This window comes from Pseudodesulfovibrio sp. JC047, assembly GCF_010468615.1.
Classification (GTDB): domain Bacteria; phylum Desulfobacterota; class Desulfovibrionia; order Desulfovibrionales; family Desulfovibrionaceae; genus Pseudodesulfovibrio.
Map to the genome: position 1 here is coordinate 1 of NZ_WUEH01000034.1, position 26,012 is coordinate 26,012.

General features: G+C 54.7%; 26 protein-coding genes. 15 read left to right on the plus strand and 11 right to left on the minus strand.

The annotated features are described in order from the left end of the window. Window positions 1-259: 259 nt before the first annotated feature. From cydB to GO013_RS15910, 3 genes are all read right to left on the minus strand, one after another. Window positions 260-1,309 carry a cytochrome d ubiquinol oxidase subunit II gene (gene cydB / locus GO013_RS15900; RefSeq protein WP_163812880.1) on the minus strand — a complete coding sequence of 350 codons (1,050 nt, stop codon included), beginning with the start codon at window positions 1,307-1,309 and terminating at the stop codon, window positions 260-262. Between the two features lie 30 nt (window positions 1,310-1,339). Next, window positions 1,340-2,653, minus strand: a complete 1,314-nt coding sequence (locus GO013_RS15905) for a cytochrome ubiquinol oxidase subunit I (protein ID WP_163812883.1) — start codon at window positions 2,651-2,653, stop codon at window positions 1,340-1,342. Window positions 2,654-2,770: 117 nt separating this feature from the next. After that, entirely contained in the window at window positions 2,771-4,099 is a 1,329-nt protein-coding gene (locus GO013_RS15910; protein ID WP_163812885.1) for an ATP-dependent 6-phosphofructokinase, read from the minus strand. Window positions 4,100-4,333: 234 nt separating this feature from the next. Here GO013_RS15910 and GO013_RS15915 point away from each other — a divergent pair, with 234 nt between their 5' ends. From GO013_RS15915 to GO013_RS15955, 9 genes are all read left to right on the plus strand, one after another. After that, window positions 4,334-5,188 (plus strand): zinc metalloprotease HtpX, encoded by an 855-nt coding sequence (locus tag GO013_RS15915; protein ID WP_163812886.1) that lies wholly within the window; start codon window positions 4,334-4,336, stop codon window positions 5,186-5,188. Further along, window positions 5,188-6,516 (plus strand): trypsin-like peptidase domain-containing protein, encoded by a 1,329-nt coding sequence (locus tag GO013_RS15920; RefSeq protein ID WP_163812888.1) that lies wholly within the window; start codon window positions 5,188-5,190, stop codon window positions 6,514-6,516. The genes GO013_RS15915 and GO013_RS15920 overlap by 1 nt, the downstream gene beginning before the upstream one ends. 72 nt (window positions 6,517-6,588) lie before the next feature. Then, complete coding sequence (locus GO013_RS15925; protein WP_163812890.1) at window positions 6,589-7,164, plus strand: class I SAM-dependent methyltransferase; 576 nt, start codon at window positions 6,589-6,591, stop codon at window positions 7,162-7,164. A 131-nt stretch (window positions 7,165-7,295) separates the two neighbouring features. Beyond that, the gene (locus tag GO013_RS15930; protein ID WP_343219587.1) at window positions 7,296-7,928 is read left to right on the plus strand and encodes a YigZ family protein; all 633 of its coding nucleotides are present in this window, start codon (window positions 7,296-7,298) and stop codon (window positions 7,926-7,928) included. Window positions 7,929-8,023: 95 nt separating this feature from the next. Next, complete coding sequence (locus GO013_RS15935; protein WP_163812892.1) at window positions 8,024-8,467, plus strand: hypothetical protein; 444 nt, start codon at window positions 8,024-8,026, stop codon at window positions 8,465-8,467. Between the two features lie 90 nt (window positions 8,468-8,557). Next, on the plus strand, window positions 8,558-9,157 hold the full coding sequence (locus tag GO013_RS15940; RefSeq protein ID WP_275406385.1) for a LemA family protein: 600 nt from the start codon (window positions 8,558-8,560) through the stop codon (window positions 9,155-9,157). Window positions 9,158-9,168: 11 nt separating this feature from the next. Then, entirely contained in the window at window positions 9,169-9,963 is a 795-nt protein-coding gene (locus GO013_RS15945; protein WP_343219588.1) for a TPM domain-containing protein, read from the plus strand. A gap of 12 nt (window positions 9,964-9,975) precedes the next feature. Beyond that, the gene (locus tag GO013_RS15950; RefSeq protein WP_163812894.1) at window positions 9,976-10,626 is read left to right on the plus strand and encodes a TPM domain-containing protein; all 651 of its coding nucleotides are present in this window, start codon (window positions 9,976-9,978) and stop codon (window positions 10,624-10,626) included. A gap of 74 nt (window positions 10,627-10,700) precedes the next feature. After that, entirely contained in the window at window positions 10,701-10,946 is a 246-nt protein-coding gene (locus tag GO013_RS15955) for a hypothetical protein (RefSeq protein WP_163812896.1), read from the plus strand. A gap of 8 nt (window positions 10,947-10,954) precedes the next feature. Here the strand turns inward: GO013_RS15955 and GO013_RS15960 are convergent, their stop codons facing one another. From GO013_RS15960 to ilvN, 5 genes are all read right to left on the minus strand, one after another. Beyond that, a complete protein-coding gene (locus GO013_RS15960) occupies window positions 10,955-12,178 on the minus strand; it encodes an HDOD domain-containing protein (RefSeq protein ID WP_163812898.1) in 1,224 nt (407 codons plus the stop codon). 33 nt (window positions 12,179-12,211) lie between these two features. After that, window positions 12,212-13,084: a protein-glutamate O-methyltransferase CheR gene (locus tag GO013_RS15965; protein WP_163812900.1), complete on the minus strand. Its 873-nt coding sequence runs from the start codon at window positions 13,082-13,084 to the stop codon at window positions 12,212-12,214. Window positions 13,085-13,194: 110 nt separating this feature from the next. After that, window positions 13,195-14,292 carry a butyrate kinase gene (gene buk / locus GO013_RS15970; RefSeq protein ID WP_163812902.1) on the minus strand — a complete coding sequence of 366 codons (1,098 nt, stop codon included), beginning with the start codon at window positions 14,290-14,292 and terminating at the stop codon, window positions 13,195-13,197. Beyond that, window positions 14,289-15,236 (minus strand): phosphate acyltransferase, encoded by a 948-nt coding sequence (locus GO013_RS15975; RefSeq protein WP_343219589.1) that lies wholly within the window; start codon window positions 15,234-15,236, stop codon window positions 14,289-14,291. Before GO013_RS15975 ends, buk begins: the two co-directional genes overlap by 4 nt. Next, entirely contained in the window at window positions 15,237-15,716 is a 480-nt protein-coding gene (ilvN, locus tag GO013_RS15980; RefSeq protein ID WP_163812904.1) for an acetolactate synthase small subunit, read from the minus strand. A gap of 126 nt (window positions 15,717-15,842) precedes the next feature. Here ilvN and GO013_RS15985 point away from each other — a divergent pair, with 126 nt between their 5' ends. Next, the gene (locus GO013_RS15985) at window positions 15,843-17,285 is read left to right on the plus strand and encodes a DASS family sodium-coupled anion symporter (protein WP_343219590.1); all 1,443 of its coding nucleotides are present in this window, start codon (window positions 15,843-15,845) and stop codon (window positions 17,283-17,285) included. 10 nt (window positions 17,286-17,295) lie between these two features. Next, window positions 17,296-18,231 carry a universal stress protein gene (locus GO013_RS15990; protein WP_163812905.1) on the plus strand — a complete coding sequence of 312 codons (936 nt, stop codon included), beginning with the start codon at window positions 17,296-17,298 and terminating at the stop codon, window positions 18,229-18,231. Window positions 18,232-18,270: 39 nt separating this feature from the next. On the opposite strand, the gene GO013_RS15995 is transcribed toward GO013_RS15990, so the two are convergent. Next, window positions 18,271-18,876, minus strand: a complete 606-nt coding sequence (locus tag GO013_RS15995; RefSeq protein ID WP_163812907.1) for a molybdenum cofactor guanylyltransferase — start codon at window positions 18,874-18,876, stop codon at window positions 18,271-18,273. 86 nt (window positions 18,877-18,962) lie between these two features. Here GO013_RS15995 and GO013_RS16000 point away from each other — a divergent pair, with 86 nt between their 5' ends. The 4 genes from GO013_RS16000 to GO013_RS16015 all read left to right on the plus strand — a co-directional run bounded on the left by GO013_RS16000 (window position 18,963) and on the right by GO013_RS16015 (window position 23,119). Continuing rightward, a complete protein-coding gene (locus GO013_RS16000) occupies window positions 18,963-19,790 on the plus strand; it encodes an alpha/beta hydrolase (RefSeq protein ID WP_239057921.1) in 828 nt (275 codons plus the stop codon). A 170-nt stretch (window positions 19,791-19,960) separates the two neighbouring features. Continuing rightward, on the plus strand, window positions 19,961-20,227 hold the full coding sequence (locus GO013_RS16005; protein ID WP_163812911.1) for a hypothetical protein: 267 nt from the start codon (window positions 19,961-19,963) through the stop codon (window positions 20,225-20,227). 680 nt (window positions 20,228-20,907) lie between these two features. After that, window positions 20,908-21,981 (plus strand): GGDEF domain-containing protein, encoded by a 1,074-nt coding sequence (locus GO013_RS16010; protein ID WP_163812913.1) that lies wholly within the window; start codon window positions 20,908-20,910, stop codon window positions 21,979-21,981. Window positions 21,982-22,033: 52 nt separating this feature from the next. Continuing rightward, window positions 22,034-23,119 (plus strand): hypothetical protein, encoded by a 1,086-nt coding sequence (locus tag GO013_RS16015; protein ID WP_163812915.1) that lies wholly within the window; start codon window positions 22,034-22,036, stop codon window positions 23,117-23,119. Here GO013_RS16015 and GO013_RS16020 read toward each other — a convergent pair. After that, window positions 23,107-23,271 carry a hypothetical protein gene (locus GO013_RS16020; protein WP_163812917.1) on the minus strand — a complete coding sequence of 55 codons (165 nt, stop codon included), beginning with the start codon at window positions 23,269-23,271 and terminating at the stop codon, window positions 23,107-23,109. The genes GO013_RS16015 and GO013_RS16020 overlap by 13 nt on opposite strands. Window positions 23,272-23,352: 81 nt before the next feature. Continuing rightward, window positions 23,353-25,884 (minus strand): methyl-accepting chemotaxis protein, encoded by a 2,532-nt coding sequence (locus GO013_RS16025; RefSeq protein ID WP_163812919.1) that lies wholly within the window; start codon window positions 25,882-25,884, stop codon window positions 23,353-23,355. Window positions 25,885-26,012 lie beyond the last annotated feature (128 nt).

The window sequence follows — 26,012 nt, forward strand, 5'->3', positions numbered from 1 at the left end:
ATACATTACTAATACGCCATAAGGCGAGGGTGAAGCCTGGCCTAATTAAAGAGAAAACAACGAAGAAAGGGAGTTCTTGACATGGTGCCGCATAAGAAAAGTTCTGGAGGGGAGTCCAGAGGGGAACCTCTTCCAAGAGGTTCCCCTCTGGCCGTCGGAGACATCTAACGCCACCCCAGCGAGGGGTACCTGATGATAGACACAAAAAGGCCCTGTCCAAGGGTATGGACAGGGCTTTTTAAACGATCAGGGAATGTTCCTAGTAATGGAGATCGTGTTCTTCGATGGGTGTTGCAAAGGTCTTGTACGCCCAGAACTGATACCCGATGACGAGGGGAACAAAGATAATGGCCACACCGAGCATGATCTCCAAAGTCAATTCACTGGAGGCGGAATTCATGATGGTGAGACTGTTGGCCGGATTCGGGTTGGACGGGATGATGGCCGGGAAAATCCCGATAATGCCGAATAAAGCCGTGCCGCCGATGTAGAGACAGGAAGCACCCCAGGCCATCCAATATTTCTTGGCACCGAGGTAGACGCGCATGAGAACCAGTCCGGCCACGGGCATCAACAGGATGACAAAGAGGATGGGATAAACCATGTAGTTGTTGAAAAGCTTGGTGTTCACCGCAGTAAAGGCGAGGAAAAGGACCGTCAGGACAACAACCACGGGCCAGAGTCGAATGGCAGTTCTTTCTGCCCGTTCATGCAGGTCTCCGGTGGTCCGGATAGTCAACCACAACGCACCGTGCATCAGGAAGATGACGACAAACAAAACACCGCCGGCCAGTCCGTATGGATTAAGCAGACCGAACAGTCCGGCCTGGGAGAATCCGACTTCATTCAAGGGAATCCCCTGAAAGATATTGCCGAAAGCCACACCGAGCAACAGGGCCGGGAGAAAGGAACAGACCGCGTGGGCGGTATCCCAGAGTTTTTTCCACCCGTCATGCTCCACTTTCGAACGGAATTCAAACGACACACCACGCACGATGAGTGTGAACAAAAGCAACATGAGTGCGGTGTACAGTCCGCTGAACATCTGGGCGTAGGCGTAGGGAAAAGCCGCGAAGGTGACACCTCCAGCCGCGATCAGCCAAACCTCATTGCCATCCCAAAACGGACCTGTCGAATTGAGAATGGTCCGTTTTTCAACTTCATTTTTTGCAAGGAAAGGCATCAGACTGCCGACTCCGAGATCAAATCCATCAAGTATGAAATACACGATCCAAAGCACACCCCAAAGGACGAACCATATCATCGCCAGGTAATAGTGCAGCGAACCGATTTCTATCAGATTTTCCATAAAGTGACTCCTTCTATTCGCACACGCAGGTTAAACCTGGATGGGGCTGTGGTCTTCGGGACCCTTCTTGGCAAGCTTTATCATCAGCCAGATACCGGCCGCGCCAAGCAGGGTGTACAATGCGCACATCAGGACAAACGAGAATGTCACCTCGCCCGCACCCACGGGTGAAACAGCGTCTGACGTTCGCATGAGACCATACACGATCCATGGTTGACGCCCGACCTCCGCCAGGGTCCAACCGGCCCAGATGGCTATATATGGAAGCGGTATGCAATACGGGAGTATTTTGAGGTACAATGGAATCTTATCAAGCTTGTTTCGCATCACCCACCCGAGCAAGGCAATGGCAGGCATCAGTGAACCGATACCGACCATGGTTCTGAAGGCCAGGAACGTGATTTTAATCGGCGGTCGATCTTCCTTGGGAATATCATTCAACCCTTTCACTTCGGCGTTGAAATCATTGTAGGCCAGGAAACTCAATGCCCCGGGAATGGGCAGTGCTTCAACATGGTTGCCGTCCTCGCCCGGAACAACCAGCAAGTACATGGGGGCATTGGTTTGCGTCTCCCAATGCGATTCCATGGCAGCCAGCTTGGCGGGTTGCTTCAGGGCCATGTTGTTGCCGTGAATATGTCCTTCAACCGCGGTGACGATAGAAAAGACCAATGCAACCGTGACACCAATATTAAACGATTTCTGAAAGAAATGAACTTCACTCTTTCGAATAAGGTGCCAGGCGGACACACCCATGAGAAAAAATCCGGCAAGGCACAAGGCCGCTGGAATCATGTGGAAAAACTCAAGCCAGGCCCACTTGTTGGTGATGACCGCGACAAAGTCGGTCAATTCAGCCCGACCATTGCGGATCACGTAGCCCGTCGGGTCTTGCATGAACCCGTTGGCGATGAGAATCCAGATGGCGGACAGGTTGGACGCTCCGGCAACCAGCCAGGCCACGGTGGCGTGTGCCTTGGGCGAAAGCTTTTTCCACCCGAAATGCCAAACACCGATAAAAGTGGATTCAAGGAAAAATGCGGCGGTCGCCTCAATGGCGAGCAAAGAACCAAAAATATCACCGACATACGCGGAATACCGAGACCAGTTCGTCCCGAATTGGAACTCCAGGGTGATGCCGGTCACCACTCCCAGTGCGAAGTTGACCAGAAAAATCTTCCCCCAGAACTTCGCCATTTTCAAATACACTTCATCACCGGTCCGGACGTATTTCGTCTCCATGAACGCGATGAGAATCGACAGCCCCAGGGTCAATGGGACAAAGATGAAGTGAAACATGGTGGCCGCAGCGAATTGCAGCCGAGAAAGCATCAGCACATCCATACAAACCCCCTTGCGGATATTGCGACTAGACCTTTACCTAAAAATTTATTCAAGATTCTGAGGAAGCTACACGGAACCCTTCTCAGAATCAACAATAATTATCATTCTTATTGATACCTACTCATTTTTCATGCTCCCGGGTTGTCCGGTGGATTCGAGAACAGCGCGCCAATAATTCGAATGCGTATTGATTCGCTTCTTGCCCCGGGTCACCAACTCGATGGGGATATGGACATACCGCCCATTCCACCGTGATATAACCAATCCCGTGCGTCCTGTCATGCCGGCATGAACCGCGTTGATACCGAGAAACGAACAATAGATACGATCATTGGCATTTGCCGGGACAGATCGAATGATATAACTCGGATCGATATATTTCAACGTCGCTTCAATGCCCTGATCCTTGAAATGTGCAAGGATTTCCTGCTTGAGCAATGCCGCGATGTCACTCAATTTGATATTGCCGGACGCGTCTTTTCGCTGCGTCTTTTCCAAAAGTTCCTGCCCGGCACCTTCAGCCACCACGATAACAGCATTTCCACTCCGTTTCATCCGTTTATCCAAAGCGGCAAGGAACCCGTTTTCACCGTGGATATCGAAAGGCTCTTCGGGAATGAGACAAAAATTGACCTCCTGACAGGACAAGGCACTTTGCGCGGCGATGTACCCGGCTTCGCGGCCCATGACCTTGACCAGACCGATGCCCCAGGGTGCTCCGGTTGCCTCCACGTGCGCGCCCTTGATGGCCATGGCAGCGGTTTCGACCGAGGTGTCGAACCCGAAGGAAGGCGATGCATAGTTGATGTCGTTATCAATGGTTTTCGGCAGCCCAACAACGGAAATGGACAGCTCCCGCTTGCCGATCTCAGTCACGATTTTCGACGCGGCCCGCATGGTGCCGTCCCCGCCGATCATGAACAGGATGCCGACATTCAACCGTTCAAGCGCGTCCACGATCGCTTCCGGCTCCTGCGGTCCCCGGGAACTGCCGAGAACAGTCCCGCCGAACTCATGGATGGAGCTGACATATTCCGGTGTCAATTCAATAACGTCATATCCCTGTTCAGGAATGAATCCGGCCAGTCCGTATTGAATACCGAAGACCGTGGTCACCTTGTATTCATGGTGAGCCGTCATGACGATCGCCCGGATAACGTCATTGAGTCCGGGACAAAGGCCACCACAGGTCACGACCGCACATTTGGTCTTGCTGGCATCATAATAGATTTTGTCACGAGGACCGGCGGGTTCGAAATAGACATGGTCCGGAGTCTTCTTGCTCCGACTCGAACCATCCACATTGCGCCGGGATATATTCACCAGCACCGCTTCGTCATCTTCGACAAATCGACCGAAATTGATGGGATTGTTGATCTTCGCTGGACCAATCGTCATCACTTCTGTGTCTTTGGGTGCTATCTTTTCATCCTGATATGTCGTCATGGTCGTCTCCCTGAAACAAAGTGAATAATGAGAGTATAAATAGAATGATTTCCGGACTTGAGCAAACGCTAAATTCAATTTTCTTGAAAACTTTCACCAAACAATCCAGTTGAGCTGATCGACATCGTAACGTCATGACGTTTTGTTTTGTCAATGCCTTTCTCTTGACGTTTGTCCCCGAATTCCTATCTATTGGAGTCAACGAATCGCATATTTTCGAAGGAGACTCCTGACATGACCAGTCAGATAAAAACCGTTTTACTCTTGGGTCTACTCACCGGCCTGCTCATGCTTTTGGGCGGTGCCATGGGTGGACGAGCCGGTTTGTTTTTGGCGTTCGGATTTGCCATGATCATGAACGTGGGCAGCTACTGGTATTCCGATACAATCGTTCTCAAGATGTACAAGGCGCAGGAACTGTCCCCCGGAGACGCTCCTCATATCCACCGGGTTGTGGAAGAAATGGCACAGGCTGCCGGTATCCCCAAGCCCCGTATTTTTCTTGTTCCGCAAGACGCACCCAACGCCTTTGCGACCGGACGCAACCCTGAAAACGCGGTCGTGGCCGTCACTCGGGGCATCGTCAACATACTCAACCCCGACGAACTCAAAGGCGTTCTGGCGCACGAATTGGGACACATCGCCAATCGCGACATCCTGATCCAGACCATCGCCGCTGTTCTGGCCGGTGCCATCGTCTTCATTGCCAACATGTTGCAATGGACCGCCATCTTCGGCGGTTTTTCCAGAGACGATGATGAAGGGGGCAGTCCTCTCGCAGCACTGGCCATGGCGTTTCTCGCCCCGGTTGCCGCAGGACTGATCCAGATGGCCATTTCCCGCTCACGCGAATATCTGGCCGATGCCACCGGCGCACGACTGGCCCAGAACCCCCTGCATCTGGCTGGTGCGCTCGCCAAGCTGGACGCGGCTTCCCGTCAGGTGCCCCTGAAAGGCAACCCGGCCACGGAAAACATGTTTATCGTCAACCCCTTTGCCGGACGCCGGGCCATGTCCCTGTTCGCGACCCACCCGCCCATCGAGGATCGCATCGCCCGGCTTCGAGCCATGGCAGGAGCCACTCGCTAATGCACAAATACCTCGTCCCACTCTTTCTGTGTGTCTGCGTCTTCATGGCAGGCCCGGCCTTCGCAAAGAATGATCGCCGAACCCCGGTGGTCAGGGCCGTCGAGGCTGTCAGCCCGTCCGTGGTCAACATCACCGTGGTTAAAAAGAAAAGTGGTGGCGGCCGGTCTCCTTTTGGCGATCCATTTTTCGATCAGTTTTTCAAGGATTTCTCCGGCAATCGACGACAACGTGAATCCCAAAGTATCGGTTCCGGCGTCATCATCGACGGCAAAAAGGCCTTGGTCCTGACCAATGCGCACGTTGTGGCTTCGGGCGGGAAAATCACGGTCCGCCTCAATGATGGACGAGAATTCACGGCACAGCTCGTGGGTTCAGACACGGATTTCGATCTGGCGGTGCTCAAACTGGACAAGGCATCCCGATTGCCACAGGTGGCCATGGGAAATTCCGGTGACATCTTCATCGGCGAAACCGTCATCGCCATCGGCAATCCCTTTGGCTACTCCCACACCGTGACCACTGGCGTGGTCTCCGCCCTGAATCGCCCCATGCGCATCAACAAGGGCGCATTCGGCAGCTTCATTCAGACTGACGCAGCCATCAATCCCGGCAACTCCGGCGGGCCACTCCTGAATATCGACGGAGAATTGATCGGCATCAACACCGCCATCCAGGCACGCGCCGAAGGGATCGGGTTCGCCATTCCCATCAACAAGGCCAAATTCGTGATCGCCGAACTGTTGGACTCCGGCCATGTTTCACCGATCTGGCTCGGCCTGTTCGGGCAAGACATCGACCAGGCTGCGGCCCGGTATTTCAACCTGAAAAGTCTGAAAGGGGTCCTTATTTCCGAAGTCTATCCCGATACCCCGGCTTCAAAGGCCGGAATCAGGGCGGCGGACATCATCCTGGCTGTCAACGGACAGCCCCTTGCCAACAAGGATGATTACCTGACCCGGTTGTTCGGCACGACCAAATCCGAACCACTGACCCTGACGATCTTGCGAAACGAAAAACAGTTTCGCAAGACACTCAAGCCGCACGTCCTGGACAAACGGATGGCACTGGACCTTGTCCGAACCCGCTGGGGTTTTGAACTGGCTGATCGCGCTCAAGGGTCCGGAGCGGAAGTGACCACAGTTGTCCCGGGTTCTGCAGCCGCACAACTCGGCCTTCAGACCGGTGATATCATTCATCAAATCGGCAATCGTCAGCTCCAGTCCGGCATTGATCTGCTCAGTGCCTTCTTGCGCAATCGGATGCAGAAAACGATTCTCATGCGTGTGCAACGGGGCCGCAATTTATACAACGTTCGCATGACCTTGTAGGAGGCCGTCATCGAATCCCAACGAACCTATTGGACGGGAAAAGGTGCTGAAAAAGAATTCACCACCCCGTTCATGACCGATGTTTTCAGACACCACATTCCCCAGACAGCCCGCATCCTCGATTTTGGTTGCGGATACGGACGGACCATGGCCGCATTGACTGATATCGGCTACCCCGCTGTCACTGGCATTGATTTTTCCGCCCCGCTGATCGAACGGGGAAAACAGACCTACCCCACGCTCGATCTTCGAGCCTATCCCGGCGGTGCACTGCCTTTCGAAGACAACAGCTTCGACGCCGCCATGATGCTCGGAGTCTTCACCTGTATGCCGGAAACCCGGATGCAGGCCGAAACACTCATTGAACTCAAACGGGTCTTAACGCCCGGAGGATTGCTCTACGTCAACGACTTTCTGCTCAATCGGGACAAACGCAATCTCGACAGGTATAAACTCGGACAAGAAAAATACGGCATTTACGGCATCTTCGACATCCCGGACGGCGGTATCGTGCGCCATCATGACCGCAATCACATGGAGGCCCTGTTTTTCGATTTCGACATCCTGTTGTTCGAAGAAACCGTGTTCGACACGATGAATGGGCACCAGTCCGCCGGATTTTACGCCGTCACACAAATGCCGACATAATACGATCAGTTCCTCTCAGGGAGCAGTGGTTCAGCAACCGAAAAGACCATCCGAAACGTTAATGGCCACCGTTGTTGTGAACGAGCTTCCTGCGACATGGACATGGCTTCGAGTCCTTGACCCGTGCGGGGATGCCGGGCTACGCTTTCGCCATGTCGGACCGCTATCATATTCCTTCCAGTTTTCACCGGGTCGAAGACACCATCAAACGCAGCCGGTTCATCACATCCGTGGATCACGCCCCGGATGCCGAATCCGCCAGAGCATTCATTCACTGTATCAAAACGGAATTCCCTGACGCCACACACAATTGCTGGGCCTATGCAGCTGGTCCGCCCGGTGACACGGCAGCCGTGGGATTGAGTGACGACGGCGAACCGAGCGGCACTGCGGGCAAGCCCATGCTCAACATGGTCCTGCACAGTGATATAGGTGAAGTCGCCGTGGTCGTCACCCGGTATTTTGGTGGGACCAAACTGGGCACTGGCGGTCTGGTCAGGGCGTACTCGGGCATGGTCAAACTCGGTCTGGAAGATCTGCCCGTCAAGGAAATGGTCAAAACCGTCACACGCTTCGTCACCATCCCGTATTCCTCGGTCACCTTGTTCAAACGGATGCTGCCCGAGTTTGAAATTGCTGTCGTCACCGAAGCCTTTACGGACACAGCAGGATTCTGTCTCGAAATGCCCGAGGAACATCTCTCGCATTTCACGGCCCGACTCACTGAAATGACCGGAGGAAAAGCCACGTTCTCCGAAAAATGATGCGACAACCGGTTGCGAAGAAACAGACAAATACGATAGCCTACAGGCTGGTCGATACAATTCCCGGGGTAACAGCAAGGTTGAAAGCAGGTCTCATGTCCAAGCAGAAATTACGCGCCATCTACAAGGAACTGTCCGATAAAATTCAGTTTTCACAAGAAGCAGCTCTCTTTGAGGTCAAAGAACTCAAGGCAGACCTCAACGAACTCCAACGGCATCTTTCCGGCCGTAAAAAAACCACGGATTTGCAACCGGACGATTTTCTCCGGTCCGCCTATGAGATCGCACAGCATCTCAGGGACATGCAAAAACGCCGCGAGATCCTCAAGGAAATGCAGGATGTTGCGGCAGAAACAGAAGCAGAAGCCTATCTGCTTTCACGGGGAGCAAAACTGCTGAACCGTCCGGTAGGCTGGCATTTTCAGACGTCCAAGGAGCGGTACCTGCTCCACACTGACGACACGGTTCAGGCAGCGGCCAAACTGCGCAAATTGCTGGCTGCGGGAAAACGTCTCAAGCGACCCAAGAAGAAGAAATAAGACGCCTCTCCGACATGGCCCACCTTGACTTTTCCGAGGTGGGCCACATTTGTAGATATGGTCCAACCCCAAAAAAAACGGAAGACACGCATGATGAAAAAAATCGCTCTTGTTCTTGTGGCCCTGTTTGCAACCATGGCTTTGTCCGGTTGCGGATACAATCAGATGCAACAGCAGGAAGAGGAAGTCTTTGGCGCATGGGCCAACCTCGAAGCCTCGCTCCAGCGTCGAGCCGATCTCATCCCCAACCTGGTCGCGACCGTCAAGGCTGCGGCTGCCCATGAAAAATCTTCGCTCACAGCGGTTGTCGAAGCCCGGGCCAAGGCCACACAGGTGAAATTGTCCCCGGAGATGCTCACCGACAAACAGGCATTGGCTAAATTTCAGGCTGCGCAAGGGCAATTGTCTTCGGCCCTGTCCCGCCTCATGGTCGTGGTGGAGCGGTATCCCGATCTCAAGGCCAACCAGAATTTCCTCGGGTTGCAACATCAGCTTGAAGGCACGGAAAACCGAATCAACGTCGCCCGTCAGCGGTACAATGATGCGGTCAAGATGTTCAACTCTTCAATCCGTAGCTTCCCGAACTCCATGACCAATTCCCTGTTTCTCAAATTGGATCGCAAGGAATTCTTCCAGGCCGATCCCGGTGCCAAGACCGTTCCCACGGTCAACTTCGGGTCCCAGTCCTAACGGAGACAATTGTGCGCACATTGAAAACCATATGCTTCGGGCTAATCCTCTCGCTCGTCATGGCGAGTGGGGCATTTGCCCTGGACGTGCCCCCGTACTCGGGCCGGGTCAACGATCTGGCGAACATGATGAATTCGTCCACGGAACAGACGCTTGAGGCCGAGCTTGCGGCGTTGGAAAAAACCGACTCCACTCAACTGGCCATTCTGACTGTCCCATCGCTTGAAGGCGATTCCATCGAGGAATTTTCCTTTCGCGTGGCCGAAGCCTGGAAAGTCGGACAAAAAAAGTCGGACAACGGGGTCATTCTGGTGGTCAGCAAGGCAGATCGCAAAACCCGAATCGAGGTCGGATACGGCCTGGAAGGGGTGTTGACCGATGTACTGGCTGGCCAAATCCTTGACCGTGTGATCGCTCCCCGCTTCAAACAGGGGAATTTCGACGCGGGATTCAAGGACGGCGTGGTGGCCATCACCAGCGCGGTTCGCGGAGAATTCACGGCCTCAAAAAGTCCCAAGCGAAAAAGCAAAGTCAATATCTTCGCCATTATCGTGGTCCCCATGATCCTGTTCATCCTGTTCACGGAACGGTTTGGCAGGCCCAGACAACGCGGACAGATGGCAAACGACCAAAATCTTGAAAATGCCCGACGCCATGGCGCGGGATCAACCGCAGCCAACCTGTTGTTGCTGTCCATGCTCAGTGGAGGCCGTCGCGGTGGCGGCGGTGGATTTGGCGGCGGTGGCGGATTCGGTGGTTTTGGTGGTGGTGGATTTGGTGGCGGCGGCGCAAGCGGTGGCTGGTAAAAGGACATATTCATGAAAAATACAGCTCAGACATTCCTGACGCAGGAAGAACAGGACGCGCTTGTCCAATGCGTCAAAGACGTGGAGAAACGCACCTCCGGCGAAATAGTGCCGGTCATTGCCTCTTCAAGTTACGAATATCCCCGTGCGGAACTCATCGGCGGACTGACCTTCGGGATCATTACGGCGGTGTGTACTGCTTTGATATTCAACCAGACAGACATGTGGGCCTTTCTGGCTCAATTGCTGGCCTTCTTCTTCATTTTCACCCGACTTTTGCGAGCATTCCCGGCCTTGAAAATGCCGTTCATCTCAAAAGACGAAATGCGTGAAGAAATCAACGAAGCCGCGTTTACCGCATTTTATGCAAATGGACTGCATCGCACCCGCGACCTGACCGGCATCATCATCTATGTCTCGGTTTTTGAACACGGAGTCCAGATTCTGGCGGACAAGGGCATCAACGACATCGTCGATTCCCATGTCTGGGAAGATGTCGTGGCCGAAATCACCACGGGGATCAAGGCCGGACGTCCGGGAGAAGCGCTCTGTCAGGGCGTGATCCGATGCGGCGAACTGGTCAGCACCCATTTCCCCATCAAACCGGACGATACCGATGAATTGCCGAACCTCATCATTGAAGGAAACGCTCGAAAGGCATGATGTGACGCAAGGGTCATCCAACCGCCATACTGGTGTCACGTCGATCTGTTCTTGTCATGGACAGGAGGACAGACATGCTCGCCACGGTGGTCACCGTCACGCTTATAATCGTTTTTGCGGGATTGAGCCTGTCTCGATTCAGGACGGATCGGTTTCCCAATGCCGAACTGCTGATTCAGATCTATGCCTGGTCTCTTGAAACCGACGAGAACAAAAAAGAGCCTGAACAAACAGCGAGAATTCACACAACGAATTCCGCATCTCTTTCCAATGCCACACACGAAGTCCCGCCAGATTCAACTGGTGGGACTTCTTTGTGACCGTCAGTCTATGAAAAAAAAGCCTTCATGATCGAATCGATCTGCTCTTCGTATTGAGCGACCGCCTCATCCAGGAAAGGAACAGGGTCCAGCCCGAGCAAGGCCCACGCCGCCTCATCGAGTCCCGGCATGACGTACATGCCGCTCCGAGCAATTTCCACGGCATTGGTCAGATTGTCCGCCACATGAAGGATCGCCGGTTCAAGCGGATTGGGAAATTCCATGGGCGTATGGTGATAATTTATCATGGCCGCCAACCCGTCAGGGAACTTCCAGGACGCGAGCAGCGGGACGCTGACATCCGTGTGCGTGAACCCCATGACCTGGCGTTCCGCCTCTGTCAGGGGAATGGAATTTTCCCGGGCAAAAAGCATAGTTTCGGTCGAGGCATAGGGCAATTTCTTGAAGAGAATCAACCGCCCCACATCGTGCAAGATCCCGCCGATGAAAAATCGTTCCGGGGATAATCCTGCCTGTGTCCCCGCCAGAATCTTGGCAAAGATACCGCACGTGATGGAGTGCCGCCAAAAGGTTTCCATATCCATCAGTTCTCTAGGAATGTCCTTGAAATAATTGATGGTGGACACGCCCAAGGCCAGTGTGGACAATTCCTTGGCACCCACCAGTGCCACGGCCCGGGACATGGAATCAATGGTCTGTGGAAACCCATACAAGGGGCTGTTGACCAATTTCAACAACTTGGCCGCCAGATTCATGTCCGTACTGACCACCTTGGCGATGTGCTCGGCAGAGGCGGATTCGTCTCGAAGCACCGCTTTGATGCGAAAAAAAATGTCCGGGAAACTGGCCAGCTCGACCTCGTGATCCACGAGCGCCTCAGGGGACCCCATCCCCTTCATGAAAACATCGTCCAGATGCTCGACGTTCTCTGCCCGGCGAGTGCGGATGTCCGGAAGTTCCCACCCGGCCGCAACCTGTCTGGCCGTCAGGTCCAAAGCCACATGAAACAGCACTTCGGTAGGCTTGAAATCAGGGTTCACATATAAAAAGAAATCGCGGACATAGCTCTCTATTTCCCGCAGAATTTCCGCGCTCAAGGCAGGCGCATCAACCACCACATCCGCCGCGTCAACACCGACACGTCGCAAAAGTTCGAGATGCCGGTCCTCCAACGAAGTACCGGATGCAAAAAGGAGTCTGCCATCAGCCGTCACCAGATCGGTGGACAAGACCATGCCAGCCTTCAGATCATCCAAGCGTATGATACCCAAAGAAGCCTCCTCCGACAGGGAATTACGCCCCCTCTATTCTTCCTTTTTGTACGCAATGGCTCCCGCATAGAACAGCGGCTTGAACGTTTGCGAAATCTTGTGCAATGACTCGGAGTGACCGACCATGAGATACCCACCCGGCAGCAGGTTGTCATAAAAATACTGAACAACCCTGCGCTTCATGGTCTCATCAAAATATATAATGACATTACGACAAAAAACAATCTGGGAACGGGGAATCCTCTTTGTGGCCAACGGATCGTTGAGATTCATCTGTCTAAACTGAACCAATCGTTGCACTTCTGGACGGATCTTCCATCCCTCCGCCACCTGGGTGAAATATCGCCTGCGGATCGCATCTGGCGTGGTTTTGAAGGCGTATTCCCCATACACCCCCGCCTTGGCCCGTTCGATCATCCGAGAGGACAGATCGACCGCCGTAATCGTGATCTTCCACCGGGAAATCTCCATCCGCAGCATCTCAAGCAGCAATATGGCAAGCGTGTACGGCTCCTCCCCGGACGAACACCCGGCAGACCAGATATTCAATTCCAACCGACCGGCCTTTCGCTGCTCATCCAACTTTTCCCGAAGCACATTGTCCCGAAACGCCTCAAGCTGTTTCATATCCCGACAAAAACTGGTTTCATTGGTCGTCACCAATTCAAAAAGCTGCTTCAATTCCTCACCACGATCACACTTCAAATACGTGATGTATTCGGCAAAGCTGGTCAGTCGCAATTCTCCCAATCGCTTGGAAAAACGACTCTCGAAAAGATACTTGCGTTTGGCATCGACAAAAATACCACTTTTTTCATATATAAAATCACGCAGTTGAACGAACTCTTCGTCCGAAATTCTGACGTTTTTCCGCAAGGTCGCTGACTTAGAAAACAAAGAACCCATTCAACCCGATCCTTTAGGAGGCAACTGTTTCATTTGAAAAAAGAAACTATTCTTAAAATCACAGTTCTGATGTATAGACTCTTACCACAATTCACAATATATTTTCTTTCTCAGCCTGCAACTCTTTCCCGCACATAAACACGAACGCGCTCTTCTCCCGTGAGGACCCGTTGTGCACCCTGCGCCAGAGAAATCATCTCGATTTCTCCCGGTTCCACCTCGACTCGCCCGAGATGTGAAACCATCCGGCTGATCGCAGCCATGAGCGGTTTACTCCGGGCAAGCCCCCCTGTCAAAATCACCGCCGCCACATCCGGTCCGTCATCCCCCTGAATCAACGCCGGAACCATGGAACAAATGGCTCTGGCAACCGCATAGGCAAAGGCCGAAAAAACCTGTTCAGCCTCACTGTCTCCCGCCTCGATACGAGCCACGATCTCACGAGGGTCATTGGTCCCGAGGTGAGCAAAAAGCCCGCCTCGCCGCAACACGGCCCGCTCCATGTCATCAAGGCTCATCGCCCCGTCACGGATCATGTGCAACACAGGAATCAGAGGCACTCCCCCGGTTCGTTCCGGTGTCATGGGGCCTTCGCCATCCAATCCGTTGAGCACATCCACCACCCGGCCCCGGCGATGGGCACCAATGGAAATCCCGCCCCCCATGTGACAGACAATGAAATTTCCCGCTTCATAGGCAATGCCCAGTCGCTCGGCCACAATCCGGGCCATGCCACGCTGATTCAACGCGTGAAACAAACTCCGCCGCCGAATGGCCGGCAACCCGGTCACTCGTGCCACATCCATCATTTCATCCGTGACCACGGGATCAACCACATAGGCCGGCACATCGAATTGCTGTCCAAAAGCCCGGGCAAGCAACCCGCCAAGGTTGCACGGATGTTCGCCGTATCGGGCAGTTCGCAAATCCTCGGCCATGGCATCGCACACCGCATAAACTCCGCCCTGCAACGGATGCAACAGGCCACCTCGTCCGGCAACAGCTCGTATCGATCCGATGCGATGCTTCACGGAATCCAGAAACGCCCTGATGATCCGAACCCGAAAATCAAACTGGTCCGTGACCCGCGCAAAGACCGCCAGTTCACGTTTCCGATGTTGCACTTCCTGCGTAGCGACCGCGTTTTCACCGTCATATACGGCCAATTTGGTCGATGTGGACCCCGGATTGATAACGAGTATGCTCATGCGACATGACTCCTATGTGCCAAGAGGCTGGCAAGGGCGATGGAGTGGAATTTACTCGCATCCGAATCCCCTCGGGAGGGGACCACTACCGGTACCTGACTGCCCACCACCACAGCGGCCATGGTGCAGCCTGACAGGGTAGTCAACGATTTATACAGGATATTTCCGGCCTCGATATTGGGTGTGAGCAAGATATCGGCGTTACCCGCAACCGGATCGTCAAACCGCTTGGTCGCAGCGGATTCCCTGGAAACAGCGAGGTCCAATGAAAGCGGACCAAGCACCCGGGCATCCCCAAACTCCCCCTGCCGAGCCATCTTGGTCAGGATATCGCCATCAAGCGTGGCAGGCATTGCGGGATAATTGATCTTTTCCGTGGCGGCCAATACCGCGACCCGAGGCGACCGCACGCCCAATTTTCGGGCCACATCCAACACGTTTTTGAGAATGTCCACCTTGCGTTGCAGGGATGGCGTAATGTTCACACCGGGATCGGTCATGAACATGAGCCGTCCGTCCAAGGGGGATTCAAACACGCCCACATGACTCAACACCCCAGACGGCAACGGAACGCCAGTGGTCTTGTTGAGCACAGCCTTGAGCAAAATGGCAGTGGACACCAATCCCTTCATGAGAAGCTGGACCTCTCCGGCCCGAAATAGCCGAACCGCTTCATTGACCGCGGACTCGTCATCCACGAGATGCACGGTCTCAAACCGGGAGATATCGAATCCGTATGCACGGGCAATACGCCGGGTCTCTGTAATGTCCCCAATGAGCACGGGTTCGGCCACGCCGCGTTCATAGGCCTCGACACCGGCTCGGAGCACAAAAGCTTCGGCTGAACGGGCAATGGCGACCCGAGGCATGGCTCCATTCTTCACACACTCCAACGATGCCCGGACCAGAGCCGACAGACTGGATATCGGGGTGCATATGGCCACTTATTCATCCCCCCGCTTGAGAGCGATCATGCCGGAACGGCACATGGACTTGATGCCATAGGGAATCAGCATCTTGATCAGTCCGTCCACCCGCTCCTGATCCCCGGCCAGTTCAACGGTGATGGTTTCCTGCCCCATGCCCACCACATTGGCCCGAAAGACCTCGAAAATCTGCATGAGCTGCCCGGTCTGTTCCCGATTCATGGCGACCTTGACCATGACCAGTTCCCTGTCCACGAAATCCTTGCGGGATAAATCATCGATGCGGATGATGACATCCAGACTGTCCAAATAGCGTTCAACCTTGTCGATGGCCGCGTCATCGCCATCGAGATGCAGCACGATACGTGAGACTTCGGGATTTTCGGTTTCACCAGCGGCGAGCGACAGAATGTTGGCGTCATATTTCCCACATTCCTGTGCCATCTGGGCCAAGACACCGGGCTTGTTGTGACACAAAGCAGACAAGGTGCGTTTCACGCGGACCTCCCAGGTTTCGTTCAAGACAGGACGACTTTTGACCGTATTTCCACATACATTATCCGAGGAGTGATGAAAAGAGGGCAGCCTTTCTCACGCTTTCAACTGGCAAGAGAGACCAAGGCCGTGTACACTGTGCGTATTGTGATTCATTATCTACGAGAAAAACGGTGGTTCTTCATCACCCTGGTCATTCAGGCGGCCATGTTGCTTTCGCCCGCTCCGGACGGGGTCTCACCCGATGGTTGGCGCGTGCTTGTCATGACGGTAGGGGCCACCCTGCTCTTCATTACCGAACCAATCCCTCTGCCTGCGGTGGCCCTGCTCATCGTGCTGGGACAGGTGTTCCTGCTCGATATCAATTCCTCACTGGTGGCCAAATCCCTGATGAAGGATTCCGTCCTGTTCATCATGGGGTCGCTCATGCTCGCTGTAGCGCTCGTCAAACAAAGGCTCGACAAACGACTCGCCTTGCTCATTGTCAGCGTCACCGGGTCGAATACCTACAATATCGCTTTTGGCATCTCGATCTTTTCCGGTATTCTGGCGTCCTTCATCGGTGAACATACCGTGGCAGCCATGATGTTGCCCGTCGCCCTTTCCCTGCTCCAACTGGCCACGGACGATCCCGCACAACGGCGCGCCCTGGGGATGCTTTTCCTCTTTTCCATCTCCTATGCCTGCGCCATGGCCGGTATCGGCACCCCGTCAGGCGGCGCACGCAACGCAATCATGATCGATTACCTGCGCGACTTTTTCTACGCCACCGATGACCCCGCAACCTTCGACTATGCGGTCAGTTATCTCGACTGGATGATCTACGCCTACCCCATCTTCCTCATCCAACTGCCGCTCATGCACCTTATTTTGCGCCACACCTTCAAGACCGACATCACGGACCTCGGTCCAGCAGTGCAAAAACTCAAGGAACAGGTGGGCGACGAAGGGGCGTTGCAGGGGCGGCATTACGTGGCCATTGGCCTGTTTGTCCTGACACTGATCGGCTGGGTCGGTTTTTCCTCGGACGTGGGTATGGGCACCATCGCCATCCTTGGCGCGGCACTCTTTTTGGTCACTGGTCTGGTTCGCTGGCAGGACCTCAATTCCGGCGTGAACTGGGGCGTGGTGCTCCTGTACGCGGCCGCCATCTCGCTGGGAGTCCAGATGCGGGAGACCGGGGCTGCGGCCTGGGTTGCCGGTGTCTTCATGGACCTGCTCGCGCCCCTTGGCATGGATAGCGGTATCGGCCTGCTCGCTGCGGTCATGCTCCTGACGACCTTTATCACCAACACCATGAGCAACGGCGCGGCCGTGGCCGTCCTCGGTCCCATCGTCCTTTCCATCGCGGTGGGCACGGAAACCAACCCGCTCGCCGTGGGTATGGTCACCGCCATTTCCAGCGCATTCGCCTATTTCACGGTCATCGGCACCCCGGCCTCGACCATCGTGTATTCATCCGGACTGCTGCGACCAAAGGATTTCATGGTCGTGGGCTGGCGCATGGCCCTCATGTCGTTCGCGATCTTGCTTCTCGCTTCAAAAATCTACTGGCCCCTGATAGGGCTGTAAGGATGGACCCATGACACAGGACAGCGACAGAATACACATACTCATCTGTATCGGTGGCGGCCCCGAAGCCTTGGCAAGCCTCAACTACGCCACCCGGCTCAGTCACATGGGATGCGCGGATATCGATCTGCTTTACGTGCGGCCTGTGGACAGCGGTCTACAATCCGGCGGAATGGAAGTTCGTGTCGCCCGGGAAAACATGCTCGACTGGGGATTGGAACTGCCTGGCATGACCCATCTGAAAGCGGCACGGGACCGCCTCGCGGAACTCGGAGAAATCGACCCGGATTCCACCCGGGACTGGAAACATAGAGAGGTTTCCGGCGACCCGGTGGGCGAATATGTCCGGGAATATACCAACCCGTGCGGCGGCTCCATTGCCCTGCGACTCCGCACCGCCCCGGACGTGACGACCGCCGCCATTGACGAAGCCAACCGCGTCAAGGCCGATCTCATCATCGTGGGCGCGTCTCCCGAACCGGCCAAGGGATTGAAAAAGCTGCTCTCCCGCAAACCATTGGCCCTCAAAATCGCAGCCCTGTCTGCCCTTCCGGTCATCGTGGCCCGACAGCTCGACCCCGGGCACGGGCACCTTGTCTGTGTGCAGGATACGGACCGATCCCGAACCATGATTCCAGAGGCCATCCGCTACGCACACGCCTGCCAGTGCCCGGTTTCCATCCTGTCCGTCGCCCCGGACCAAACCGAAATCGCATCCGCCCAAAAAGCCGTGGATGATGCCGCCGCCCTGTTCGAAGCCGATGGCATCACCCCGCACGAAACCTTGATCGAGGTCGGCGATCCAGTGGAAACCATCATCACCATTGGCTACGATTTTTCACTGGTCCTGCTGGCGGAATCGGAGAAACCATGGTTTGCCAAAGGGTTCAGCGTAGCGCACGACGTGGCGGCCAAGGCACGCAACTCCGTCATGATTCTCAAATAAAAGCTTTTTTCATCCACGAACGTGGACACACAGAAACGATCAGACAGCGAGTTCCCGGGCCAGCCGTTCGGCCTGTCGCAAATCATCGGGGCTGTTGACGTTGAAGAAGGACACCTGATCGGGGTCGCCGTCCCGAAGCCGGGCAACAGGAACTTCCCTGACTGTCACCTGATCGAAAAAATCGATAATCCTGAAATTTTCCCGGTTGAGCTGGGCCTCTATATGTGGCAGGCACCGCTTGGAATACACGGCGCACAAAGGTTCCCGGTATCCATCTTCCTTAAGCGGAATAACCACATCCACATCCGGGGTGACTTCGGTACACAACCGCTCAACCAGCCCGGCCTGCACAAACGGTGCGTCACACGCCGCAAAAAATCCGTACTCGGCGCGCATCTCGGCCAACCCCGCATGGATTCCCGTCAATGAACTCCTGGCCTCGAATCGGTCCCGGGCCACGGGCAAATCGATATGCCTGAAATCTTCGCGATCCCGAGCCGCGATCAGAATTTCATCAAACACCGACTCATACACCGAAAGCAATCGGTCGAGAACGGTGGTCCCATTGATCTCCATAAAGGCCTTTTTCACGTACCCCATCCGGGTGCCAAGTCCTCCAGCCAATATGATGCCTGCGATGTCCATGGGCGCAGACTAAATCAAGCCAGCCTAAATGGAAAGGGTCCACAAACAAGACGTGTCCGTGTATGCTCCCCCCCATGTGGACAGCAATGAACCTCCTCGGCCTGATAGGCCTGTGCTACGTCGCGATCATCGTCTGGATGTACTTTTCCCAGGAAAAGAAGCTCTATGCCCCCAAAAGAACCATGACAGCGAATCCCTCGGACATCGGACTCACCCATGAATCCATCTGGCTGACAACCCGGCTGAACACCCGGATTCACGCGTGGTGGGTGCCGCACCCCGCGCCCCGATGCACCCTGCTTTTTTCCCATGGCAACGGCGGCAACCTCTCGCACCGTCTGGACAGTCTGCGCATCTTTCACGATCTCGGACTCAATGTCCTTGTCTATGACTATTCCGGCTACGGACGCAGTCAGGGCAAACCAAGTGAAGCAGCCACTGCCGCCGATGCCCGCGCGGCCTGGGATTGGCTCGTTGAAACCGGCTCAGTCCGGGCACAGGACAGCATCCTGTTCGGACGCAGCCTGGGTGGGGCGGTCACCGCGAATCTGGCGGCGGAACTCGCAATGTCCGGCATCGCTCCGGCCGGTCTCATCATGGAATCCACCTTCACCTCGGTCCCGGACATGGGCGCATCAATGTACCCGTGGCTCCCGGTCCGGCTCCTCGCCAGATACGCCTATAACAGTCTCGAAAACCTCTCGTCTCTCCGCTGTCCCGGACTTTTTCTGCACAGTCCGGAGGATGAAACCGTGCCGTATCAACTGGGACGCACGCTGTACGACAGCTATCAGGGACCAAAAACTTTCGTGAATTTGTCCGGCACGCACAATGCGGGCTTCCGCACCTCGGGCCATCGCTACCCGGATGCGCTCAATGCCTTTCTCGATTCCCTCAAAAAACACATAAACTGATGCCTGAAAACTGTTCCCCCATTGATTCCCGCCCCCGACGCGCTCGACACGATGCGGAAAAAAATGCCGTCTCCTAATCTATGATAACTTCAACATATTGATATTCATGGCAATTTTGAATAGCGCACGGGTCTTGCTTAAAGGGATATACCCTGCAAGGAGGACCACATATGCCAGCTATTGAACGCACCCATTTTCACGGAAACGAAACCGACATGGTCAGAAACCGTATTCAGGAACTCAAGACCCGGGCCGCCGAGGGCTTGGACGACGCCCTGAATATCGTTGCCAAAAGTCTGGGCCGCGAAGAAACACCGGTCGCAAAAACCAATCTCGCAGGGCTGGAAACAGCCTTGTCTCCCCAAGAGGCCGACCTGCATTCGCTGGACGCGCTCAAGGTTCTCGATCTTATCAGCGACCCTTTTGAAGACGACTAAGCCCGGCCCTCATTTGCACTAGAAAGGACACCGTCAGACACGGTTTCCATCTTTGTGCTTGCCTTTTGAACACAACAATAATATATTGATATAATTGCATGTTTGACGTTCGCTGTGTCTCTTCACAGTGACGTTTCCTTTTCCTGAAAAAAGTTGTCGAAGTATCTCCAACCTTGACCGCAGGTTGCACGATTTCAGTCGTTTTTTCTCCTGCGCCCCCTTGCCTCGATTTCTGGAGCAGCGTATAAAGAAATCAAAGGCCCCGTTCCTATCAAAGGAACTTTCGAACAATCTGTACGGAGGGTGGGAGGAAATAGAAAACGATTCCTTTTCGAACACATATGGCGAATTGAGTCGCCCTGCTCACAGAAAGAGCGCCGTGCGCCAAAAAAACCACGCATCAGGCTGTCATAAAAATCTATTTTGAAATGTCTGGCCCTGATACAAAGCCGGAGAATCCGGCCGGGCGCACTTTTTTTGTCTCTGAACCTTGGAAGGGCATCCATTCCCTACAGATCTACAAAAAAGAGACCGATTTTCTCTTGACAGAATTTTCAGATCTGATGGTATCAACTGAAGTATTTATGGTATGCACATCTATTCACAGGAACATCACTCTTTGAAACACCGTTAAAAAAGACATGAACCGGCCTTCAATCCGACCGTGCAGGGACTGCCATATGACAGACGACACCGTGATCCAAAAAACGTTCTGTTCAGCCGAAACAAAAAGAGTCGCCGACGTCCTGAAGGAGGCGGGAATAGGGGATGATCCCGACTGGCTGGCCATCATCCTTTTCATCCGCAATCTTTTGGGCAAGTTGAGTATTTATTCCGACGAAAAAAAAGCGGAAATTCAGCGAGAAGTTTGTGCTGAAATCCTGAAAAATGACTTTTCCCAAGAGCATTACGCCGTTCTTATCGCCATGTTGGACATGTTTATCATGCAAAACATCGGTACTCAGGAACTCGAAGCTGCATTGACCAAGGAAAAACGCTCGGCCACGCTCCTGATTCAGGAAATGAATACCATCATCAATTCCATGCAGGGAGCGCACACCCGGCACAACCACCGGCTGGACTCCTTCAAGCAAAACGCGACCAATGTCATTCAGGGCGACACCGACCGGTCCGCCATTCTCACCAAGGTTCGCGGCATGTTCAAGGAACTGATTATCGAGTTCAAGGATGAAGCCCGGGAACTCAATGCCAAGGCGGAACATTTCGAACGCACTGCCAATTTTGACCCTCTGTTGACCCAACTCTACAACCGTCGCGCCATGGAAGCGTTTCTGGCCGGGGCCATCAAGGAATGTACCACAGACGCACGTCCCCTCAGCCTGATGATGATAGACGTGGATCACTTCAAACGCGTCAACGATACCTATGGCCATCAGGCAGGGGATGACGTTCTCCGCGCACTGGCCCGTATCCTGACAGCCCACGCCATGCAATATGACGGCTTCGCCGCCAGATACGGCGGAGAAGAGCTGGTCATCATCATGAAGGACATGGACAAAAGCAGGGCGACCATCAAGGCCGAAGCGGTCCGGGCCGATGTCGCAAACTACGACTTCCGAGTCAGAACCAACGGCACGTACTCGGCAGATCCGCTCCAATTCACCGTGTCAATCGGTGTGGCCGAACTGCATTCCGGATGGAAAACAAGCGAACTTATCTGCGCTGCGGACACGGCCCTCTATGAAGCAAAAGATGCCGGACGGAATGTGGTCCGAGTCGCGCCTTCAAAATAATAAACTTATCGACAATCGACGATTTATTTTAAATATTGACGGATGGTTACAAGTGCGTATCTGCTTTTTCGTTTTCTGGCTCACGCTATTGCTTCCTTTGACATCTCCTGGGGCCGAACCGCTGCGAGTGAGCGTTCTCTTCTCGGAATCCGCTGCCACGCACCGAACCAGGGGGCTTGAAGCGGGACTCACCAAAGAGCTGGGAACGCAGACCGTCATTCACCGGGTTTTTCTTGGGCAAGAAGACATGGACGAAGACCGTTTTGACACGATCTTCCTTGAATCGGAAACCCTCCGACAAGTGACTGATGCAGTCGTGACAGACGGGCATCTCGCCTTCGCCTTTGCCCAGAAATACGGGCAGGAGCTCTTCCCGGACACACCGGTGCTGGCCTGTTCGATTCCCCGCCCCGCGCCAACGATTTTGCGATGGTATGAAAACGTGCTCTGGTTGCCGGAAGAATCATCCATCCAACAGGCTGTGGACCTCGTCTTTACCTTGTGTCCTCAAACACAGACCGTGGTCGGGATCACCGACACGTCCGATGACGGACACAAGCGAATGAAGGCGGTGGCACGGGCCATGCGTCCCTATCAGAAAAGGGCGATCCTCATTTTTCCGGGCCATGAGCCTGGCGACGATGCAGGGTTGAATTTCGAAACGCTTGGTGCCGTGCTCTCCAGCGTGCCGAACCGAGGCGTCACACTGTTTCTCGGCGTGTCCGAAGATTCCGCCGGACGGCCCATACCTGAGCCCATGCTGGCCGAGATACTGCACACGCGAACAGCCTCGCCAACCATCGTGCTTGACGATACCTTTCTGGGAACAGGCGTTCTTGGCGGTCCCATGATTTCCGGGAAATCCACAGGACGGTCAGCGGCTTCCATCCTCAAACGGCTTCGCTCGGGCGAAAACCCCAGGGAAATGCTTCCGCAACCGATCCGGGCCACCACGATTCTGGACGGGCAGGCACTGGCTCGATTTGGTCTTGTCGCGCCCCAAAAAACGACCATTGTCAATGCGCCGAACCAAGTCGAAAAAAAGGGAAATGCCATCCCGACCAGCACCTTGGGTTGGATCGTGGGACTGTTGCTGTGCAGCGGTTTCCTTTTCTTTTCCAAACGTCACAGGTCATAAATGAAGAGCAGTTGAAATACTGCCAAAACCAAAACCGCCACGCAAGCCACGAAAACCATGCGTCGGGTCACGGCCCGTCTGTGCCTGGACCACTCATGGTCCCGAAGCGTCACGGCCTCGAATGAAACATATTCCTGTTCAAACCACAGCATGATAAAACCTCCTGAATGGGAACAGGGTAGAGTGGAAACGTGACACGAAAACGACCGGTCCGTGTCTTTTCGACAAAACGATCACTGTCCACCTGCGCCAGACGAAACAGCGTCATCAGCCGCATCGTATCGGACATCCACGGCCAGTATGCCGGTTATTTCACCACGGTCCGACCGCATCGGCGTGGACACCGTCAGGCAATAATCGTCAATGGTTTGTGAATGGCACATGTTCGAAATGTACGGTTCCCCGGTCCGCATGGGTTCCCGAAACCAGTCGCATTGGGACCAATCCGTTCCCACGCCACCTCTGGCGGAGGCCTCGTTCCCGGCATGGGCCATGGCGCACGGTGTTCCTTGAAGGCCGGTACGGTCCGTTATCCAGGCAACCTCCAGCCGAGGGTTTGACCGAACTGCCGAGTCGAGCACGGCGTATTGCCGAAGGGGATCATCCGATATCAAATCAGGAATTTCCGCCAACCGGACAACCTCTTCCTGCACCGTATTCTCTCCCAAAAGCATGAACAATCCATAGAGCTTGGACAGAGTGTCTATCTGACGGGTCAACGCCGAAATGGCCACACCAGTTTCGCCCACGGCCCGAGCCGTCTTGCAGGACACCGCATCCACCTCGGCAACAGCCCGATTGATGGCTTCGCCTGCCGTCGATTGCTGACTGCTGGCAGCGGCGATGGTTTCGACCTGTTGCGTGGTTGTTTCGAAGAATTCCATGATCTCGTTCAGGGCCTGCCCAGACTCACCCGCGAGCGCATTGGCCGAATCCACCTTTTCCGCCGCCAGATCCATCCCCTGAATATTGTCCCGCACATCAGCCTGAATATCCGCGATGGATCGACCGACCTCCCGAGTGGCATCCATGGTCTTTTCAGCCAGTTTGCGCACTTCATCCGCCACCACGGCGAATCCACGCCCGGCATCCCCGGCGCGGGCCGCTTCAATGGCCGCATTCAATGCCAGCAGATTGGTCTGATCCGCAATATCCGAGATGACCGTCATGACCTGACCGATGGAATCGGCCTTGGTCCCGAGGCTGGACACCTTGGCTTTGAGCTGTTCGGTAATGGCGTGGACATCGCCAATGGAACGCACGGTTTTTCGAACGACATCAGCCCCTTCACGCGCCCGGTTATGGGCCACGGCAGCGGCTTCTGACGCATGTTCCGCATGACTGGCCACCTCCCTGATGGACACGGACAGTTGATCCATGGCCGCAGCGGTCTGTTCCACCCGACGGCTCAAACTGTTCGCCCCATGCAAAATGTGCTCTGATTCGCTATTCATGACATTTGATGCATTCTGCATCCCGGTCACGACACGATCAAGCATCCCGGCGGCTTGGAGCATTCCTTCCCGTTGAGACTGTGCCGCATTGGTTCTGGCCAGCCGTTCAGCGTCCGCCCGTACCGCAGCCGACTCGGCTTCAATGGCTCGAGATTGTGCCAATTCCGACGCGGATTTCGCCTCCTGCATCTTGTCGGTCAGGTGATGCACCATGCGCTCAAAGGCTTCCTGAACCTGTCGCAACTCTCCCTTGAACACCCCGTCGGGAACGGCTTCAAAATCCCCCATGGAGACCTTGCCAGCGTATTCCCGCAGGCTGTTCAACGGACGTAGCAGGGCACTTCGCAAGAAAAGCAGGGTCACTAACACAATGCCGATAGCCGACGCCGCACCAACAATCATGGCCGCATTTTCAAGGGTTCCGATAGCGGTCAACGCCTCGGAGGCATCGATCTTGACAACCAGTCCCCACTTCGTCTCTCCCACACGGACCGGAGCATACTCGGCCAAAACCGTGTGACCGCGATAGTCTGTCCCGTTCAAACTCCCTTTTTCCCCGGCCAGAGCCTTACGCGCTGCAACCGTTTCCATCCTGCCCGTTTCCGGAAAGGCAAAAGAAGCGGCCACACTGTATCGTGTTGCATCGGAATACAGGTCGGATCGCATCAGCCCGTCCTGACCGACCAGATAGGCTTCACCAGTTGCTCCCATACCGGCCCGGGCACGCATGACCCGATTGATACTCGCTATGGAAAGGCGCAACAGGGCCACGCCTTCGATTTCCTTGCCATATCGACGGATGGGAGCCGCTACAAAGGCACAGGGCAGATCTTTCATGGGTGGGTAGGGATGGACATCGACAAACACGGTTTCACCAGCCAGAGCACGTTTCCAGGCGTCTCTGACCGGACTTTCGGCAAAGGTTTCCATGGTCATGTCCTCGCCAAGCTCAGTACCACGGATCGCGGAAAAAACGATACGACCGGTCTCATCCAAAAGCAGGACGTCGGCATAGCCCCGGACCTTCACCCACGGCTGGAATTCGGCAGACACCCGTTTCAGGGCATGGACATATTCCTCATTGGTCACATCCAGCTTCTGCCCGGGACTGCCTTGATAAAAAGCGATATCCCGCAACCGAACCAATGCGCTGTAGACGTATCGGGCTTCGGAAAACATGAGGATATCTTTTGACCAGGTCTCGGTCAGGCCATGGAGGTCGTGCAATTTAGCTTCCTTGACCGAAGCGAGCTTACTTCCGGCCTGCACCTTCAGGCTTGCGGAGGCGGTATGCAGACTGTAGCCGACCATTCCTCCCAAAGGGAGCACCCCAATAAGCACACAAAAATACCATGTCGGCACTCCAAGGCTTAATCTGGTAACAGTACCAGTAAAAGTGAAGCTCAAAGGAGGCCGACATGGCTAGGATTAAAATATCA

Coding starts and splice junctions, on each gene's coding strand:
- cydB (WP_163812880.1), bottom strand. CDS start 1,309: ATGGAAAATCTGATAGAAATCGGTTCGCTGCACTATTACCTGGCGATG.
- GO013_RS15905 (WP_163812883.1), bottom strand. CDS start 2,653: ATGGATGTGCTGATGCTTTCTCGGCTGCAATTCGCTGCGGCCACCATG.
- GO013_RS15910 (WP_163812885.1), bottom strand. CDS start 4,099: ATGACGACATATCAGGATGAAAAGATAGCACCCAAAGACACAGAAGTG.
- GO013_RS15915 (WP_163812886.1), top strand. CDS start 4,334: ATGACCAGTCAGATAAAAACCGTTTTACTCTTGGGTCTACTCACCGGC.
- GO013_RS15920 (WP_163812888.1), top strand. CDS start 5,188: ATGCACAAATACCTCGTCCCACTCTTTCTGTGTGTCTGCGTCTTCATG.
- GO013_RS15925 (WP_163812890.1), top strand. CDS start 6,589: ATGACCGATGTTTTCAGACACCACATTCCCCAGACAGCCCGCATCCTC.
- GO013_RS15930 (WP_343219587.1), top strand. CDS start 7,296: ATGCCGGGCTACGCTTTCGCCATGTCGGACCGCTATCATATTCCTTCC.
- GO013_RS15935 (WP_163812892.1), top strand. CDS start 8,024: ATGTCCAAGCAGAAATTACGCGCCATCTACAAGGAACTGTCCGATAAA.
- GO013_RS15940 (WP_275406385.1), top strand. CDS start 8,558: ATGATGAAAAAAATCGCTCTTGTTCTTGTGGCCCTGTTTGCAACCATG.
- GO013_RS15950 (WP_163812894.1), top strand. CDS start 9,976: ATGAAAAATACAGCTCAGACATTCCTGACGCAGGAAGAACAGGACGCG.
- GO013_RS15955 (WP_163812896.1), top strand. CDS start 10,701: ATGCTCGCCACGGTGGTCACCGTCACGCTTATAATCGTTTTTGCGGGA.
- GO013_RS15965 (WP_163812900.1), bottom strand. CDS start 13,084: ATGGGTTCTTTGTTTTCTAAGTCAGCGACCTTGCGGAAAAACGTCAGA.
- buk (WP_163812902.1), bottom strand. CDS start 14,292: ATGAGCATACTCGTTATCAATCCGGGGTCCACATCGACCAAATTGGCC.
- GO013_RS15990 (WP_163812905.1), top strand. CDS start 17,296: ATGACACAGGACAGCGACAGAATACACATACTCATCTGTATCGGTGGC.
- GO013_RS15995 (WP_163812907.1), bottom strand. CDS start 18,876: ATGGACATCGCAGGCATCATATTGGCTGGAGGACTTGGCACCCGGATG.
- GO013_RS16000 (WP_239057921.1), top strand. CDS start 18,963: ATGAACCTCCTCGGCCTGATAGGCCTGTGCTACGTCGCGATCATCGTC.
- GO013_RS16005 (WP_163812911.1), top strand. CDS start 19,961: ATGCCAGCTATTGAACGCACCCATTTTCACGGAAACGAAACCGACATG.
- GO013_RS16010 (WP_163812913.1), top strand. CDS start 20,908: ATGACAGACGACACCGTGATCCAAAAAACGTTCTGTTCAGCCGAAACA.
- GO013_RS16020 (WP_163812917.1), bottom strand. CDS start 23,271: ATGCTGTGGTTTGAACAGGAATATGTTTCATTCGAGGCCGTGACGCTT.
- GO013_RS16025 (WP_163812919.1), bottom strand. CDS start 25,884: ATGGTCGGCTACAGTCTGCATACCGCCTCCGCAAGCCTGAAGGTGCAG.